12 protein-coding genes are annotated in these 15,284 nt (G+C 50.5%); 10 read left to right on the top strand and 2 right to left on the bottom strand.

The window, feature by feature from the left end; all coding sequences use genetic code 11:
- Positions 1–104: 104 nt before the first annotated feature.
- A complete protein-coding gene (gene folP / locus ACZ42L_RS08200) occupies positions 105–941 on the top strand; it encodes a dihydropteroate synthase (RefSeq protein WP_464715795.1) in 837 nt (278 codons plus the stop codon).
- Entirely contained in the window at positions 931–1,695 is a 765-nt protein-coding gene (gene cdaA / locus ACZ42L_RS08195) for a diadenylate cyclase CdaA (protein WP_464715794.1), read from the top strand. The genes folP and cdaA overlap by 11 nt, the downstream gene beginning before the upstream one ends.
- Positions 1,696–1,711: 16 nt before the next feature.
- Here cdaA and ACZ42L_RS08190 read toward each other — a convergent pair whose 3' ends face one another.
- Positions 1,712–3,466, bottom strand: a complete 1,755-nt coding sequence (locus tag ACZ42L_RS08190) for a GNAT family N-acetyltransferase (RefSeq protein ID WP_464715793.1) — start codon at positions 3,464–3,466, stop codon at positions 1,712–1,714.
- A gap of 163 nt (positions 3,467–3,629) precedes the next feature.
- Between ACZ42L_RS08190 and pta the strand changes: the two genes are divergently transcribed.
- From pta to ACZ42L_RS08175, 3 genes are all read left to right on the top strand, one after another.
- Entirely contained in the window at positions 3,630–4,646 is a 1,017-nt protein-coding gene (gene pta, locus ACZ42L_RS08185; protein WP_464698079.1) for a phosphate acetyltransferase, read from the top strand.
- Positions 4,647–4,666: 20 nt separating this feature from the next.
- On the top strand, positions 4,667–5,866 hold the full coding sequence (locus ACZ42L_RS08180) for an acetate kinase (protein WP_464715792.1): 1,200 nt from the start codon (positions 4,667–4,669) through the stop codon (positions 5,864–5,866).
- Positions 5,867–6,247: 381 nt separating this feature from the next.
- On the top strand, positions 6,248–8,584 hold the full coding sequence (locus tag ACZ42L_RS08175) for a glycoside hydrolase family 3 C-terminal domain-containing protein (RefSeq protein ID WP_464715791.1): 2,337 nt from the start codon (positions 6,248–6,250) through the stop codon (positions 8,582–8,584).
- Positions 8,585–8,645: 61 nt separating this feature from the next.
- On the opposite strand, the gene ACZ42L_RS08170 is transcribed toward ACZ42L_RS08175, so the two are convergent.
- Positions 8,646–8,957 carry an MGMT family protein gene (locus ACZ42L_RS08170; protein WP_464698073.1) on the bottom strand — a complete coding sequence of 104 codons (312 nt, stop codon included), beginning with the start codon at positions 8,955–8,957 and terminating at the stop codon, positions 8,646–8,648.
- Between the two features lie 342 nt (positions 8,958–9,299).
- Here ACZ42L_RS08170 and trpS point away from each other — a divergent pair, with 342 nt between their 5' ends.
- Genes trpS through ACZ42L_RS08145 form a run of 5 tightly spaced genes read left to right on the top strand, consistent with a single transcriptional unit; the run spans position 9,300 to position 15,283 of the window.
- Positions 9,300–10,385 (top strand): tryptophan--tRNA ligase, encoded by a 1,086-nt coding sequence (gene trpS / locus ACZ42L_RS08165; protein WP_464702362.1) that lies wholly within the window; start codon positions 9,300–9,302, stop codon positions 10,383–10,385.
- A gap of 57 nt (positions 10,386–10,442) precedes the next feature.
- Entirely contained in the window at positions 10,443–12,293 is a 1,851-nt protein-coding gene (locus ACZ42L_RS08160; RefSeq protein WP_464715790.1) for a phosphoethanolamine transferase, read from the top strand.
- Positions 12,294–12,305: 12 nt separating this feature from the next.
- On the top strand, positions 12,306–13,358 hold the full coding sequence (locus tag ACZ42L_RS08155) for an acyltransferase family protein (RefSeq protein WP_464715789.1): 1,053 nt from the start codon (positions 12,306–12,308) through the stop codon (positions 13,356–13,358).
- Between the two features lie 4 nt (positions 13,359–13,362).
- Entirely contained in the window at positions 13,363–14,406 is a 1,044-nt protein-coding gene (locus ACZ42L_RS08150) for an acyltransferase family protein (protein WP_464715788.1), read from the top strand.
- A 4-nt stretch (positions 14,407–14,410) separates the two neighbouring features.
- Positions 14,411–15,283: a decaprenyl-phosphate phosphoribosyltransferase gene (locus ACZ42L_RS08145; RefSeq protein ID WP_464715787.1), complete on the top strand. Its 873-nt coding sequence runs from the start codon at positions 14,411–14,413 to the stop codon at positions 15,281–15,283.
- The last annotated feature ends 1 nt before the right edge of the window (position 15,284 follow it).

Raw genomic sequence — 15,284 nt, 5'->3', positions numbered from 1 at the left:
TTGCTGTTTGGGCCTTGCAGCATTGCTGAAGAGCCTTTGCAGTGAATTATTTTTGTTGCTTTCGCGCTTTTTTCTTACTTTTGTCGTTATATAAGTAAGCTTGCATGAATTATACAATCAATGTACGTGGTCGACTGATGGACCTTTCGACGCCGAAAGTGATGGGCATCGTGAACATTACGCCCGACTCTTTCTTCGAAGGAAGTAGGAAACAGACAGAGGCGGAGATAGCTCAGCGAGTGCAGCAAATAGCAGAAGAGGGCGCTTCTATCGTGGATGTCGGGGCTTTCTCTACACGCCCTGGTGCATCGGAAGTAAGCGAAGAGGAGGAAGCTCGGCGATTGCAGTTTGCCTTGGAAATCGTGCGTCGTGAATGTCCCGAACTGCCTATATCGGTAGACACCTATCGTCCGCGTGTGGCACGCCGGTGTATAGAAGAGTGGGGAGCTGACATCATCAATGATGTGTCGGAAGGTGGGTTGACGGGCATCGTGAACCAGCCTATCTATGAAGATGAGAGCATGTCTGCCACCATTGGAGAGCTGAAAGTGCCCTATATCCTGATGTCTGTGAAGCCCACTCTGAAGGAAATGCTCATCGCTTTTGCCGATGAGTTGCAGGAATTGCGCGACTTGGGGGTGAAAGATATTATCCTTGACCCTGGTTACGGGTTTGGGAAAACACTGCAACAGAATTATGAATTGATGCGCGAAGCAGAGAAATTGCAGGTGCTGGAACTGCCGATTTTGGTGGGCATCTCGCGCAAATCAATGATCTATAAACTGATAGGTGGCACTCCGATGACTTCGCTCAACGGCACGACCGTACTGAATACGGTTTCTCTGATGAAAGGTGCTGCCATCTTACGGGTACACGATGTGAAAGCAGCGATGGAATCGGTAAAAATCGTCAATGAATTAAATATGCCTTATGCCCTTTGACTTTGGAATAAAAGATGTTATCGACATCTTTCTGGTAGCACTGATACTTTATTATATCTACCGCTTGATGAAGGAGAGCCGTTCGCTGAACGTGTTCATCGGAATCATGGTGTTCGTGCTTGTGTGGCTCTTTGTGAGCCAGGTGTTGGAAATGCGTCTGCTCGGAGCTATCCTCAACAAACTTGTGAGTGTGGGCGTTATCGGACTCATCGTGCTCTTTCAGGAGGAGATACGCAAGTTTCTTTATACCCTTGGAGCGCACCAGCGGTTCAAGAGAATCACGAGTTTTTTTACCAATAGAGACGAGGGTAAAGTAGATAAGGAGTCGATTATTCCGATAGTTTTGGCCTGTATGAGTATGTCGCGTGGCAAAGTGGGCGCACTGATGGTGATAGAGCGTGGCGCACCACTTGATGATATTGTGGCGACAGGCGACGAGATTGATGCGAATATCAACCAGCAGTTGATAGAAAATATATTCTTCAAAAACTCGCCATTACACGATGGGGCTATGATTATATCGAAGAAACGCATCAAGGCGGCAGGTTGTATTCTGCCCGTTTCCCACGATTTGAATATCCCGAAAGAATTGGGCTTACGCCATCGGGCGGCTATGGGTATCTCGCAGAGCAGCGATGCGATTGCCGTCGTTGTGTCTGAAGAGACGGGTCGTATCTCCGTGGCTAATAAGGGGAAGTTCCACCTTCGTCTCTCGGCAGAGGAATTGGAGAGTATCTTGACACAGGAGATGTAAAGATACTCTCGGTTTCCTAGTTGAGCATTAGTTCCATTTGGGCCATTTCATCGACAAAGATAAACTCTGCCAGTTGGGCCATACTCATGATTTTTGCATTTGCATCGGGTTCATCTGTTTTTCTCACCTTTCCTTTTTCTATCATGTAGTAGGCATTATTCATGGGGATGTCGCGGTCGTGTTTCACGCGGATGGAGCATACAGCGTCGGGATGTTGGACGGCCCAGAGTTGCAATGCCGACTTGGCATTGATGATGCGCAGCATGGCGGGAATGGTTTCTGTGGCCGGGCGATAATCTTCTCTGGCCAGTCTGATGTCTTCCTGTACCACGGCCAGTTGTTCCTCGTTATGTAGTAATGTACACGTGCGCTCGCGCTGGCGCTTGTCGTATTCGGCAAACGGCACGGTGGCGGCGTCAGCCGGGTTGGGCATACACGTGATGCAACGGGCATAGCCTTGCTTGCCATACCAGTCGTAGAGCCATGGTTCGGCCGGTATCAATGCGGCAAAGACCACGTCGTGATGGAACAGGCTGAAGTGGGCTTGGGCCATCAGGTTGCTGCCGATGTTCTGCTTGCGCGCCTCTTCCTGTACGCTCACTCCGCTGATATAGGCCGTCTTTACCTCCGTGCCATGATACAAAAGCGGATAAGGTAAGGTTTGCAGGGCAGCCGAAACGTGGTAGTCGAGTTGACAGCAGATGTTGTATTCGGGACGATATACGCGGTCGAAATAGAGATTGATGAATGCGTCGGAGTCGTGGAAAGTGTCTTTCCACAGCTTTTTCACTTCTTCCTTGATGCGGTTTTGATCTTCAAACTGTGCCAGCGGACGTTTCTCCATGATGACATTCTTCTCCAGTAGGATATCCGGTTTGTAGCTCAGCTTGGCCTTTCGTAATCCCTCGTCGCCCATGTCTTCCTCACGATTGATGTAGACATACTGCTCCGGGATGTGTTTGGCAAACTCTTGGTTGATGATGCTGAAAGCTCCTTCGTAGCTGGTGTCGGCCTTTTCTACGCACACGTCGAATGTCGTTTGGTTGATGGGGTTTCCGTAGGTAAAGGCTATCAGCTTGCCGTCTACCCATATCGTGCCACCCGTCAGTCCCAGTTCGTCCCAATGGTCGAAGGCTCTTGTCATCGAGCGCATCTCACTGTAGATGCTGTGTCCTTCGGTATCATCCTCCTGCCCGGCTCTCCATTCGCCCGCCAGTCGTTGGCATTCAGGTATCATGTCGGTTGTGAGTGGGCGGTATTCGTAGTTGGGATAGAGGCTCTTGAACTTGTTGATATGGTTTCGTTTGCTCTGTAACTTCTTGCCGGATAGCGTTGTCAGCTTCGTGCGCAGATAGATATAGTCGGAGTAATCGCGGTCGGGTGTGATGCTGAATGTGTCGGGAAAGGCGCTCTCGATGATGTCTACGCAGAAGTTACACACCCCTAGCATCAGGAAAGGATGGCCCATAGCGATGGAATCGTTGCGTATTTCGCGAATCACGTTGGCCGAGCATTCATCGCATATTTCTACCTTCCGGCTTCCGTCGGCAGTGGTCTTGGGGTGCGGAATCGGCATCATGTAGGCCAGGTGTTGGCCTGTATAGAATCTGAAGACGAGAAAATCGTCCAGGATAGTCCATTCTGTATTGTATAGAAATCGCCAGCTGAAGATGTTGGCAAACGACAGGTCGCAGTTCTGGCGTTCTCCCCAGAGGGTGTAATCCTGAATGACTTCCTTGTCAGCTGTAGTCAGAGCTTTGAATTTTAACATGTATTCTAAATGATAGTTTTGTTCTTACAAAATTATATTTTTTTATCCGACGGACAAATACAGTGTCATATTTTTTTGTTAATTTTGCAAAGTGGGAGTGACAAAACGGGCTGTGTGGAGTCACTTCCCAGAACATATTTATAGAATATCATATCACAAAACTATGGATTTACTACAAGAAATCGTTGCCAGAGCAAAGTCTGATAAGCAACGTATTGTGCTTCCTGAGGCCACCGAAGAGCGCACCTTGAGAGCAGCCGACCGTGTTTTGGCCGACGACATCGCGAACATCATCCTCATTGGCAACCCCAATGAAATACATAAACTAGCCGAGGCATGGGACCTGACCAATATAGATAAGGCTACCATCATCGACCCGTTGAACAATCCCAAGAGCGAGGAATATGCTGCATTGCTGGCTGAGCTGCGCAAGAAGAAGGGCATGACCATCGAGCAGGCACGCGAGTTGGTGAAGAATCCTCTGTATCTTGGTTGTATGATTATCAAGACCGAAGGGGCAGACGGACAGATTTCCGGAGCGTTGAGTACGACGGGTGACACCTTGCGCCCTGCTCTCCAGATTATCAAGTGTGCTCCCGGTATCACCTGTGTGAGTGGTGCTATGCTGCTCGTGACAGACCAGAAGCAGTACGGAGAAGACGGCGTAATCGTCATGGGCGACGTAGCTGTGACGCCAATGCCCGATGCCGACCAGCTTGCGCAGATTGCTGTATGCACCGCAGCGACCGCTCAGAGCGTGGCAGGATTTGAAGAAGCGCGCGTGGCTATGTTGAGTTTCTCTACCAAGGGCAGTGCCAAGCACGAAGTGGTAGACAAGGTTGTAGAGGCAACACGCCTGGTCAAGCAGCGTTGTCCGGAGCTGAAAGTCGACGGAGAGTTGCAGGCCGATGCCGCTCTGGTTCCTGCCGTAGGCCAGAAGAAAGCTCCCGGAAGTGCGATTGCTGGTAATGCCAACGTGCTCGTAGTACCCAATCTGGAAGTGGGAAACATTGGTTACAAGCTAGTCCAGCGTCTTGGTAACGCCATCGCCATCGGTCCAATCCTGCAAGGTATAGCCCGTCCGGTGAACGATTTGAGCCGTGGCTGCTCTGTAGACGACATCTATTACATGGTAGCCATCACTGCCTGTCAGGCGCAAGATGCCGTTAAGTCTCGTTAAATCAAATAAAAACAGAATATATGAATATCTTAGTATTGAACTGCGGTAGTTCTTCCATCAAGTACAAGTTATACAATATGGACAACGAGTCTGTATTGGCTCAGGGTGGTGTAGAGCGTATCGGTCTCGACGAGGCTTTCATTAAAGTGACGTTGCCTAACGGTGAGAAGAAGAAAATTATGCACGACATGCCCGACCATAAGGAAGGTGTGAACTTCGTGTTCAAATGCTTGCTCGACCCGGAAATAGGTGCTATCAAGGATTTGAAGGAGATTGATGCCGTCGGACACCGCATCGTGCAGGGTGGAGATAAGTTCTGCCAGAGCGTCATTGTAGACGAGAAAGTGGAAGAGGGAATCGAAGAACTGTGCGACCTGGCGCCCGTTCACAATGCCGGACACCTGCGTGGACTCCGTGCGGTAGACGCCTTGATGCCCGGAACACCACAGGTGTGTGTCTTCGACAACGCGTTCCATTCTACCATGCCCGACTATGCTTACCTCTATGGCGTGCCTTACGAACTCTATGAGAAGTATCATGTACGTCGTTATGGTTTCCACGGAACAAGTCATCGCTATGTATCTCAGCGCGTGTGCGACTTCCTGGGACGCGATATCAAGACTCAGAAAATCATCACATGCCACATCGGTAACGGTGCAAGTGTAACCGCTGTGAAATACGGTGAATGCGTAGACACCTCTATGGGACTTACTCCTTTGGCCGGTGTGATGATGGGTTCGCGCTCCGGCGACATTGATCCTTCGGCTGTAACCTATCTCATGGATAAGCTCGGCAAGAAGCCGCAAGAGATGGCCGACTTCTTGAATAAGGAGAGCGGTGTGCTTGGTATCACTGGTATCTCCAGCGATATGCGCGAGATAGAAAGCGCTGCCAAGGAAGGGCATGAGCGTGCTCAGCTGGCGCTGAAGATGTACGACTACCGTATCAAGAAATATATCGGTGCTTATGCAGCCGCTATGGGTGGTGTCGACATCATCGTATGGACGGCCGGCGTGGGCGAGAATCAGGTCGGTACTCGCTTGCAGTCTTGTTCGGGATTGGAATTTCTGGGCGTCAAGATGGATGCCAAAGCCAACAATGTGCGTGGCAAAGAGGCCATTATCTCTACTCCCGACAGCAAGGTTACCGTCTGCGTCATCCCGACGGATGAAGAGATTGTGATTGCCCGCGATACCATGTCGCTGGTTCAGGGAAAGTAAACCAGACCATCAGATAATGAAGGGCGTGCCTGCAAAGGTGCGCCTTTTTTGTGCTGTTTCCTTTCTCTGTGGCGTCTTTTGCCCAGTTGCCGACTCAGACTCTTCAAACTTAAAAAACTGCAAGGGCTTGGCAGCAGTGCTGTCTCGGCTTTGCAGCATTGCTGTTTGGGCCTTGCAGTGTTGCTGCCGAGCCCTTGCAGTAAACAGAGTGGAAAATCATTGGCAGCATATATAAGAGGTAATAGCCGATTTTAACTCTTTTTTTACATCCTGCAATTATCCTATAAGAGGAAAAGTCGTATCTTTGTCAGAAATCTGTGTGCCTGTGTAGGTGGCAGAACGTACTTAAAACTATCTAAACAATCAAACAAATAATCTGGCATGAGAAAAATGACAGCTCTTTGCGCAACCCTTGCATGCTCTGCAAATATGGCAGCACAGCAAGCTCCACAGCTGCATGCTGACAACATCGACGAAATCGTCAAGTCCATGACTTTGGAAGAAAAGGCCCTCATAGTGGTGGGTTCCAATGCCGGGCAAGTGAACAGCAATCTGGGTCAGTCGGCCAAACTTGTACCTGGTGCAGCCGGTACTACCTGTGCCATTCCGCGTTTGGGCATCACACCTGCGGTACTGGCCGATGGTCCGGCCGGCCTGCGTATCGACCCCAAACGCGATTTCGACAGCAAAACATATTATTGCACACACTTCCCGATAGGTACATGTCTGTCCAGTTCGTGGAATACTGACCTCGTGAAGCAGGTGGGCACAGCCATCGGCAACGAGGTCTTGGAGTATGGGGCCGATGTGCTTTTGGCGCCCGGCGTGTGCCTTCACCGCAACCCACTGTGTGGTCGTAACTTTGAATATTACTCCGAAGACCCCGTCTTGTCGGGCCATATCGCGGCTGCCTACATTCTGGGTGTGCAGAGCCAAGGCGTAGGTACGAGCATCAAGCACTATGCTTTCAACAATCAGGAGACTGCCCGCCTGGGTAATGATGCTCGTGTGAGCCAGCGTGCGGCGCGCGAACTGTATCTGAAGAATTTTGAGATAGCCATCAAGAAGGCACAGCCCTGGACGGTGATGTCTTCGTATAACGGCGTGAACGGCACTCAGGCGTCTGAGCGCTACGATTTGATGACCACTGTGCTGCGCGATGAATGGGGATTCAAGGGCATTGTCATGACCGACTGGTTCGGCGGTACTGACCCTGTATGGCGCGATGGTAAGTCAGAACGCGTGGCCAATATGAAGGCCGGCAACGACCTTATAGAGCCTGGTCAGCCCATTGACAGCAAGACGATAGAGGAAGCTGTGAAGAGTGGAAAACTCGATGAGAAGGTGCTGGATCTCAATGTGAAGCGCATTCTGGAGATGATAGTGAAGACTCCGAGATTCAAAGGCTACAAGTATAGCGATGCTCCCGACCTGAAAGCACATGCTCAGGTCACTCGCAACTCGGCAGCCGAAGGTGCGGTGTTGTTGGAGAACAAGGGCGTATTGCCATTTGCTTCTAGTGTCAAGCGTGTGGCCGTTTACGGTGTAGCCAGCTACGAACCCATTGCCGGTGGCACGGGTTCGGGCAATGTGAATCGTGCCTATACCGTGAGTTTGGTAGAGGGGCTGCGCAACAATCAGTATGTAGTGGATGCCGATATTATCAAATACTACAAGAAGCATATAGCCGACGAGACGGCCGAAATCAACAAAGTGACGTATGAATGGTGGCAGAACAAGCCGTTGCCCAAGGAGGCTGTGCCTACCGATGCCGACCTGTCGAAAGCCGTCGAAGCCAACGATGTGGCCGTGATTACGCTCGAACGCCTGTCGGGAGAGGGGAGCGACCGTACCGCTGCCGATTTTAATCTGACGGCTAACGAGCTTCAGTTGATTCAGAAAGTAACCGAAGCGTTCCATCAGGCAGGCAAAAAGACCGTGGTGGTATTGAATATTGGTGGCGTCATAGAGTCGGCGTCGTGGAAACATATTCCCGATGCAGTGTTGCTGCCTTGGCAGTGCGGGCAGGAGTTTGGCAACTCCGTGGCCGATATTCTGAGCGGTCGTTTAGCGCCATCAGGCAAACTTCCTATGACATGGCCGATAACTTTCGGCGATGTTCCTTCGTCCAAGAACTTCCCGTCAGACGGTATTGCCGTGAATTTTGAAGACAGGAATGCCGGCAGATACCGCACCGTGAAGAATGTAGGCTATACCAATTACGAGGAAGATATCTATGTAGGCTATCGCTATTTCGACTCTTTCAATAAGAATGTGTCCTATCCTTTCGGCTACGGACTGTCTTATACATCGTTCGAGTACAGCGATGTGAAGGCTGTAGACCGTGGCAATAGCGTAGTTGTAAGCGTGACGGTAAAGAACACCGGCGATCGTATGGGCAAGGAGGTGGTCGAGGTTTACGTTACCGCACCTAAAGGTAAGGTGAACAAGCCGGCTCAGGAATTGAAGGCGTTTGCCAAGACCCGTGCGCTGAAACCCGGTGAAACGGAAACGTTGAGCATGGAGATAGAGAAGACGGAATTGGCCTCTTTCAATGAGAACCCGAATGCCTGGGTGGCCGATGCAGGTGTGTATGCCTTTAAGGTTGGTGCTTCGAGTCGCAACATCAAGGGTACTGTCACTCTTAAACTGAAAGCAAGTACCATGAAGGTGTACAAGATTCTAGAGCCTAGGCAGAAGCTGAATCTGCTTCAATAATACAAGAAAAGAGGGTAGTGATACCCTCTTTTTTTGTATGTGCAGTGGCAGGAAGCGCTGTTTACAGGGGCTGATAGGCCGAAACGCGCATATCTACGCATCCATTTGGTTTGAAGACGACGCCCTCAGCACGCAGCAGTTGTGGCTGTTCCGCCCATCCCGGAGCAGTTCGGCCGGCTGCATTGACTACCCTGTGGCAAGGCAGATGCAGAGCTGGAGGAGCTTCGCGGAGTGCCCTGCCCACCATGCGCGCATGCTGAGGCCAACCGGCCAGCCGTGCCAGTTCGCCGTAGGTGACGACGCACCCTGCCGGTATCTGTGCTACCATATTATATATGTCACTGTAAAAATCGTCGTGTTGAGGTCGTGGCATAAGTTTGTCGGATTTGTTACCTACAAAGATATAACTTTTATAGGATATTCCCCAAATTATCACTTGTTTCTTATGTGTTTTGCTGCAAGGCCTTGGCAGTGTTGCTGCAAAGCTTAGTCAGCATTACTGTTTGGCCTTTGCAGCGATGCTGTTTGGTCTTTGCAGTGAATCCACCTTTTTTATTACATATCCTTTGCTATTCTTTTAAATAGCCGTATCTTTGCATAAGATAAGCTACACTCAGCAATTAGAGAACAAGTTCTCATTGCATTCGTTGGCGTTATCTTTGCATAAGATAAGCTATGTTTAGCTATAAATAACAGAGAAATACAGTAAAAAAATATGGGAAAGATTATACTTACGGGCGACCGACCCACGGGAAAGCTTCATCTCGGTCATTATATTGGTTCATTGCGCCGTCGCGTGCAGCTTCAAGAGGCTGGCGACTACGACCGTATGTTTGTGTTTATGGCCGACGTACAGGCCTTGACCGACAATGCCGATAACCCGGAGAAGATTAGACAGAACCTGATAGAGGTGGCATTAGACTATCTGTCGGCAGGACTGTCGCCTGATAAATGTACGCTCTATGTTCAAAGCCAGATACCTGAGTTGGCCGAGCTGACCACCTATCTGATGAACCTCATCACGGTTTCTCGCGTTCAGCGCAACCCTACGGTGAAGACCGAAATCAAGATGCGTAACTTCGAGGCCAACATACCTTTGGGCTTTTTCTGTTATCCAGTGAGTCAGGCAGCCGATATTCTGGCCTTCAATGCCACGACGATTCCTGCCGGTGAAGACCAGGAGCCGATGTTGGAGGTGACGCGTGAGATTGCCCGTCGTTTCAATCAAACCTATGCCGAGGTGTTTGTAGAACCCAATATCATGCTGCCGGAGAATGCTACGGCCCGTCGTTTGCCCGGTACGGATGGCAAGGAGAAGATGAGTAAGAGTCTGGGTAACTGCATCTATCTGAGCGATGATGCCGATACGGTATGGCAGAAAATTCGCTCGATGTACACCGACCCCGACCATTTGCGTGTCGACGATCCTGGAAAGGTAGAGGGAAATGCCGTATTTACTTATCTCGATGCGTTCTCTACAGACGACGACTTTGCTGAATTCTGGCCGGAATATAAGAATTTGCAGGAATTGAAAGATCACTACACGCGTGGCGGACTGGGCGACATGAAGTGCAAGAAGTTCCTGAATCAGATTCTCGACAAGATGCTGGAGCCTATCCGTGTGCGCCGTCGTGAGTTCGAGCAGGATATTCCTGCCATCTACGACATTCTGAAAAAAGGTTCTGAAGATGCCCGCGAAGTGGCAGCACAGACGATGGACGAGGTGCGCAAGGCTATGCGTATAGACTATTTCAACGATGTCGAGCTGATACGTCAGCAGGCCGAAAGATTCCGTAAATAAGCCTGATGGCGAAGCCGGAAAGGGCGAATAGATGGTTGTACTAAATATTATTGCCGTATGAAAATAGCCGACTTGCTACGTCGAATGCTCGGAGTGGTCTTCTTGCCGATTCGTCTGAATGCGCTGTTCTTTGTTTTCATGTATGCGCTGGGAATCCTCAGCGCTTGGCTCACCTTGCCCGATACGAACGGGGCAAGGCTTTACAACAACCTCTATTTGGAAATGCTGGTCGACGTCTACGCCGCCTGTGTGGTATTGGCGTTGCTTCCGCGTAAGCTCAGGGTGGCGACTAGGGCGGTGTTCTATGTCGTCATGTATGTCGTAACTATCGTAGATACCTACTGCTTTGTAAAGTACGACTCGACCATTACACCCACAATGCTGCTGTTGGTAGACGAGACCAACGGTCGCGAAGCGCGCGAATTCCTGACTTCCACACTCTCTCCCGACGTACTGTTCAGTCGTGTGGGGTGGGTGTTGCTCCTGATGTTGCTGCATATTGTAGCGGCTTGCCGTAAGTGGTGGAGCTGCCGTGTGGAGCATATCTTTGTCCGTGAGCTTATCAATAGTCCTGCCACGAGGTTGCCGCGCATACCTTGGGCTGCGCCCGTCATGGGATTGCTGACGGCCGTCCTGCTCGTATGGGGCGGTATTACGAGTGCGCACAACAAAATGGCTACGGTGAAGCTGATGAGCGGAAGCAACATCGGCGATGTGGAGCATACGCTTACCGAAAAAGATCATGCGGTGCTTTTCACCCCTATACAGCGGCTTGGATTCAGCGTGTATGCCAACTCTCTGGCATCGCAGCAGATAGACAAGCTCATCGCTTCGGCCGATAAGGTGCAGGTGGATAGCTGCTCGTATCGTTCGCCGGAGATTGTGTTGATTATCGGCGAGAGCTTCGGGCGACACCATTCGCAGCAATACGGCTACTTCATGCCGACCACACCGCGGCAGGTTGCACGCGAGAAGAGTGGATTGTTAGTGCCTTTTACCGACGTGGTCTCGTGCTGGAATCTTACCAGTTTTGTCTTCAAGAATGTCTTCTCCACTCATGTGGTGGGGCAAAAAGGGGAGTGGTGCGACTATCCTCTCTTCCCCGAACTGTTCAGAAAAGCCGGCTATCACGTGACGTTTATCACCAACCAGTTCCTGCCGAAGGCCAAGGAGGCGGTCTATGACTTTAGTGGCGGCTTCTTCTTGAACAATCCGGTGTTGAGCAAAGCGCAGTTTGATACGCGCAACGACAGCCTTCATCGGTTCGACGAAGACTTGCTGAAAGACTATGACAGACTGCGCCAACAATCTAAAAAATACAATCTGACCATCTTTCAGCTGATAGGTCAGCACGTGAGTTATCGCGATCGTTTCCCGCGGAATCGCACTCATTTCTATGCCAGCAGCTATGAAAACAAGCGTCCGGAACTGAACGACCGGCAACGAAAGATGCTGAGTTTCTACGATAATGCGGTGCTATACAATGACTCTGTGGTCGACCAGATTATCCGGCGGTTTGAAAATCGCGATGCCATCGTGATTTATATGCCCGACCACGGAGAAGAATGCTACGAGGAAACACGCGGTTTTATATGCCGCAACCATAGTGCTGCCATCGACTATCCATTGGCAAAATACGAGTTTGAAATACCTTTCTGGATTTACTGCTCGCCCCGTTATGCCCATCAGCATCCGGAAATCTACAGGGAGATAGTGGCTGCCCGCAATCGCAAATATATGACCGATGCGCTGCCGCATCTGCTGCTTTATCTCGCTGGAATCCATACACCGTATTATCAGGCGGCCTATAATGTGTTGAGTCCGCAGTATGATGAGAGTCGGAAGCGCATTCTCAAGAATACTGCCGACTACGATTTGCTGCGGTCGGACTATCTGCAAAAGCCATAAAAACTGATGCCCATGACATCTTCACAAGCCAGTCAGCCTCTTCTTTCGCGTGCAGAATGCTCTGTATTACGAGGCCTTGCCATTATCGCTATCGTGATGCACAACTACTCACATTGGCTCAGGCACATCGTGCAGGAGAACGAATACCAGTATTTCCAGCACAATGTAGACTGGTTGAGCCGTGTCCTGGTGCATCCCGACGGGTTGTTGCCGGTGCATCTGTTGTCGTTTTTCGGGCATTACGGTGTGCCGGTCTTCCTCTTTCTGAGTGCTTACGGATTGGAACAGAAGTATGCCGTCAAGGAGGCAGGAGGGCGGTATGACTTCGTGCGCACACATTTCCTGAAACTTTTCAAGATGATGATAGTGGGCTTTGTAGCCTTTGTCATGGTCGACCAAATCACTCCCGGAGCACATCGCTATGCCTTTGTGGATGTGGTGGCACAGCTGGGTATGTTCAACAATCTGCTGCCATCGCCCGATAAAATCATTTGGCCTGGGCCGTATTGGTTCTTCGGTTTGATGCTGCAATTATACATCTTCTATCGTTTTGTCATCTATCGAAGACACTGGTCGTGGACAGTTGGGGCTATCGCTGTATGCTGGTTGCTCCAGATTTTCTGCGACCCGGAGGGCGAAACACTCAACCGTTTGCGCTATAATATGATTGGTGGGATGCTTCCTTTCGGCCTTGGTGTGCTGTATGCCCGCTATGGTCGCGCGTTGACTAACCGTGCTTACGATACGATGCTGGTGTTTTCGGCCCTTCTCATCGTCTTTTTCGGTTACAATTATCAGCTGTGGTACTTTGTTCCCGTGTTCATTTGCAGTTTCAGTATCGGTCTGGTGAAGTTGCTGGGGCGTTGTCCTATGCTCTTCAACCACTTTGCCTGGGTGGGTTCACTCAGTGCCGCTCTGTTCATTTGTCACCCCTTGACCCGCAAGATATTGATTCCTATCAGTCACCAGGGTGATGTCTATGCAGGCTTGCTGCTTTATGTCGTGGCCTCCATCTGCGTGGCCTGGCTCTTCCGCGAAATCCTTAAACGCATCCCTAATCCTTGATTCTATGAGCGAAAAGACGGGTGGTTCATTTGCAAGATTGAAAGGCGACCTCTTCAAAGACATTGAACTTTCAAACATCAGTAGGTTTCGTGGCGAGCTGATGGGAGCTGCCATGCTCTTCATTATCCTCTTCCATGTGAGCCTGCCTCGTTGGGATATGTTCTTCGGATTGCGGAGAATGGGCAATGTGGGGGTCGACATGTTCCTCTTCCTGAGCGGTGTCGGGCTGTGGTTCTCGTGGGTCCGCACCCCTTCGGTACGCCATTTCATGGTGCGACGATTCCTCCGTATCTATCCGGCATGGCTCATCGCGGCCTCGCTTTATTATATTCCGCGGTTTCATGGGGGCAGTGTAGCTGCATGGATAGACCTCATTGGAGACATCGCTGTCAACTGGGACTTCTGGTTGCACGACGAGTTGACTTTCTGGTATATTCCTGCTATCATGATGCTCTACCTCTTTACGCCCGCTTACATGGAACTGATACGCCGCCATCCCATCTATCGCTGGCTGCCCGTATTGATGATTCTGTGGTGCGTACTGGTGCAGTATGTGACGCCCATCCATGCCGCCGTGTGCCATCTGGAAATCTTCTGGAGCCGTGTGCCTATCTATTTCATCGGCATCAATATGGGCGAAAGTATCCGAAGAAAGGACACGATGGACGGTGCTTCTATCTGGATGATACTCCTGACGTTCGCCATGACGCTCTTCTCCAGCATCTTCATGGAGCAGAACCTGCACGGACAGTTCCCCCTTTTCATAGAGCGTATGCTCTATATTCCGCTCACCATCACCTCTATCCTGCTGATGAATCGCATCTTCCGTCGCACGCCTGCGTGGTTCAATCGCTTCTTCAGCTTTGTCGGTGCATTGAGTTTGGAAGCCTATCTCATTCATCTTCACTTTATATTGGTGTATATTCCGGCCCGTTGGAGCTATTGGCCTACGTTCCTGGTGTGCGTTGCCATCACCCTGCCGGCGGCTTGGTTGTTTGCTAGGTTCGTCACGTGGATAGCCCGACGGTTGGAAGAAAAAATATTGTAAGTCCATGAAACAACTCATCAAACTGGTACGTCCGAAGCAGTGGACGAAAAATCTTTTCGTGCTGTTGCCCATCTTTTTCGGTGGCCAACTGCTTCATCCCGATGTGCTTATACCCGGTATTATCACGGTATTGGCTTACTGTATGGTGGCCTCTTCCATCTATTGCTTCAACGATATTCACGATGTGGCCGACGACCGTCGCCATCCTGTAAAGTGCCATCGCCCCATTGCGTCGGGTGCAGTGTCTATGATGCAGGCCTATGCCACGATGTTTGTCTTGTTCCTGCTGGGATTTGGTTTCGTAGCCTTGCTTCCGTTCCATCGCTATGAGACCGGTGCTGTGCTATTGGCTTACTGGGTAATGAACCTTTTGTACTGTGCCCGACTCAAGCAGTATGCCATCGTCGACGTGTGCATCGTGGCCTTTGGCTTCGTATTGAGACTGTTGGCAGGGGGTGTGGCCACTGCTGTGGTGCTGAGCAAGTGGATAGTTCTGATGACGTTCCTTGTAACTCTGTTTATGAGTTTCGCCAAACGGCGTGACGACGTAGTGCGCATGAACGAGACGGGCGAGGCTCCCCGAAAGAATACCAGTCGCTATAATCTGACGTTCATCAATCAGGCTATCACCATCACGGCATCCGTCACGCTCGTGTGCTATATTATGTATACGGTGAGTCCGGAGGTGACCAAGCGCTTCGGCACAGACTCCTTATACCTCACTTCTATCCTTGTGCTGGTGGGACTGTTGCGTTATATCCAGTTGACAGTGGTCGACATGAAGAGCGGCGACCCCACGAAGATACTCCTGGCCGACCGTTTCATGCAGCTCATCGTAGTGGCATGGATTCTGTTCTTCCTCGTTATCATCTACTAAT

The organism is Prevotella mikamonis, from assembly GCF_055381405.1.
Note: the sequence above shows the minus strand (reverse complement) of the source record. Positions and strands in the feature narration are given on the sequence as shown.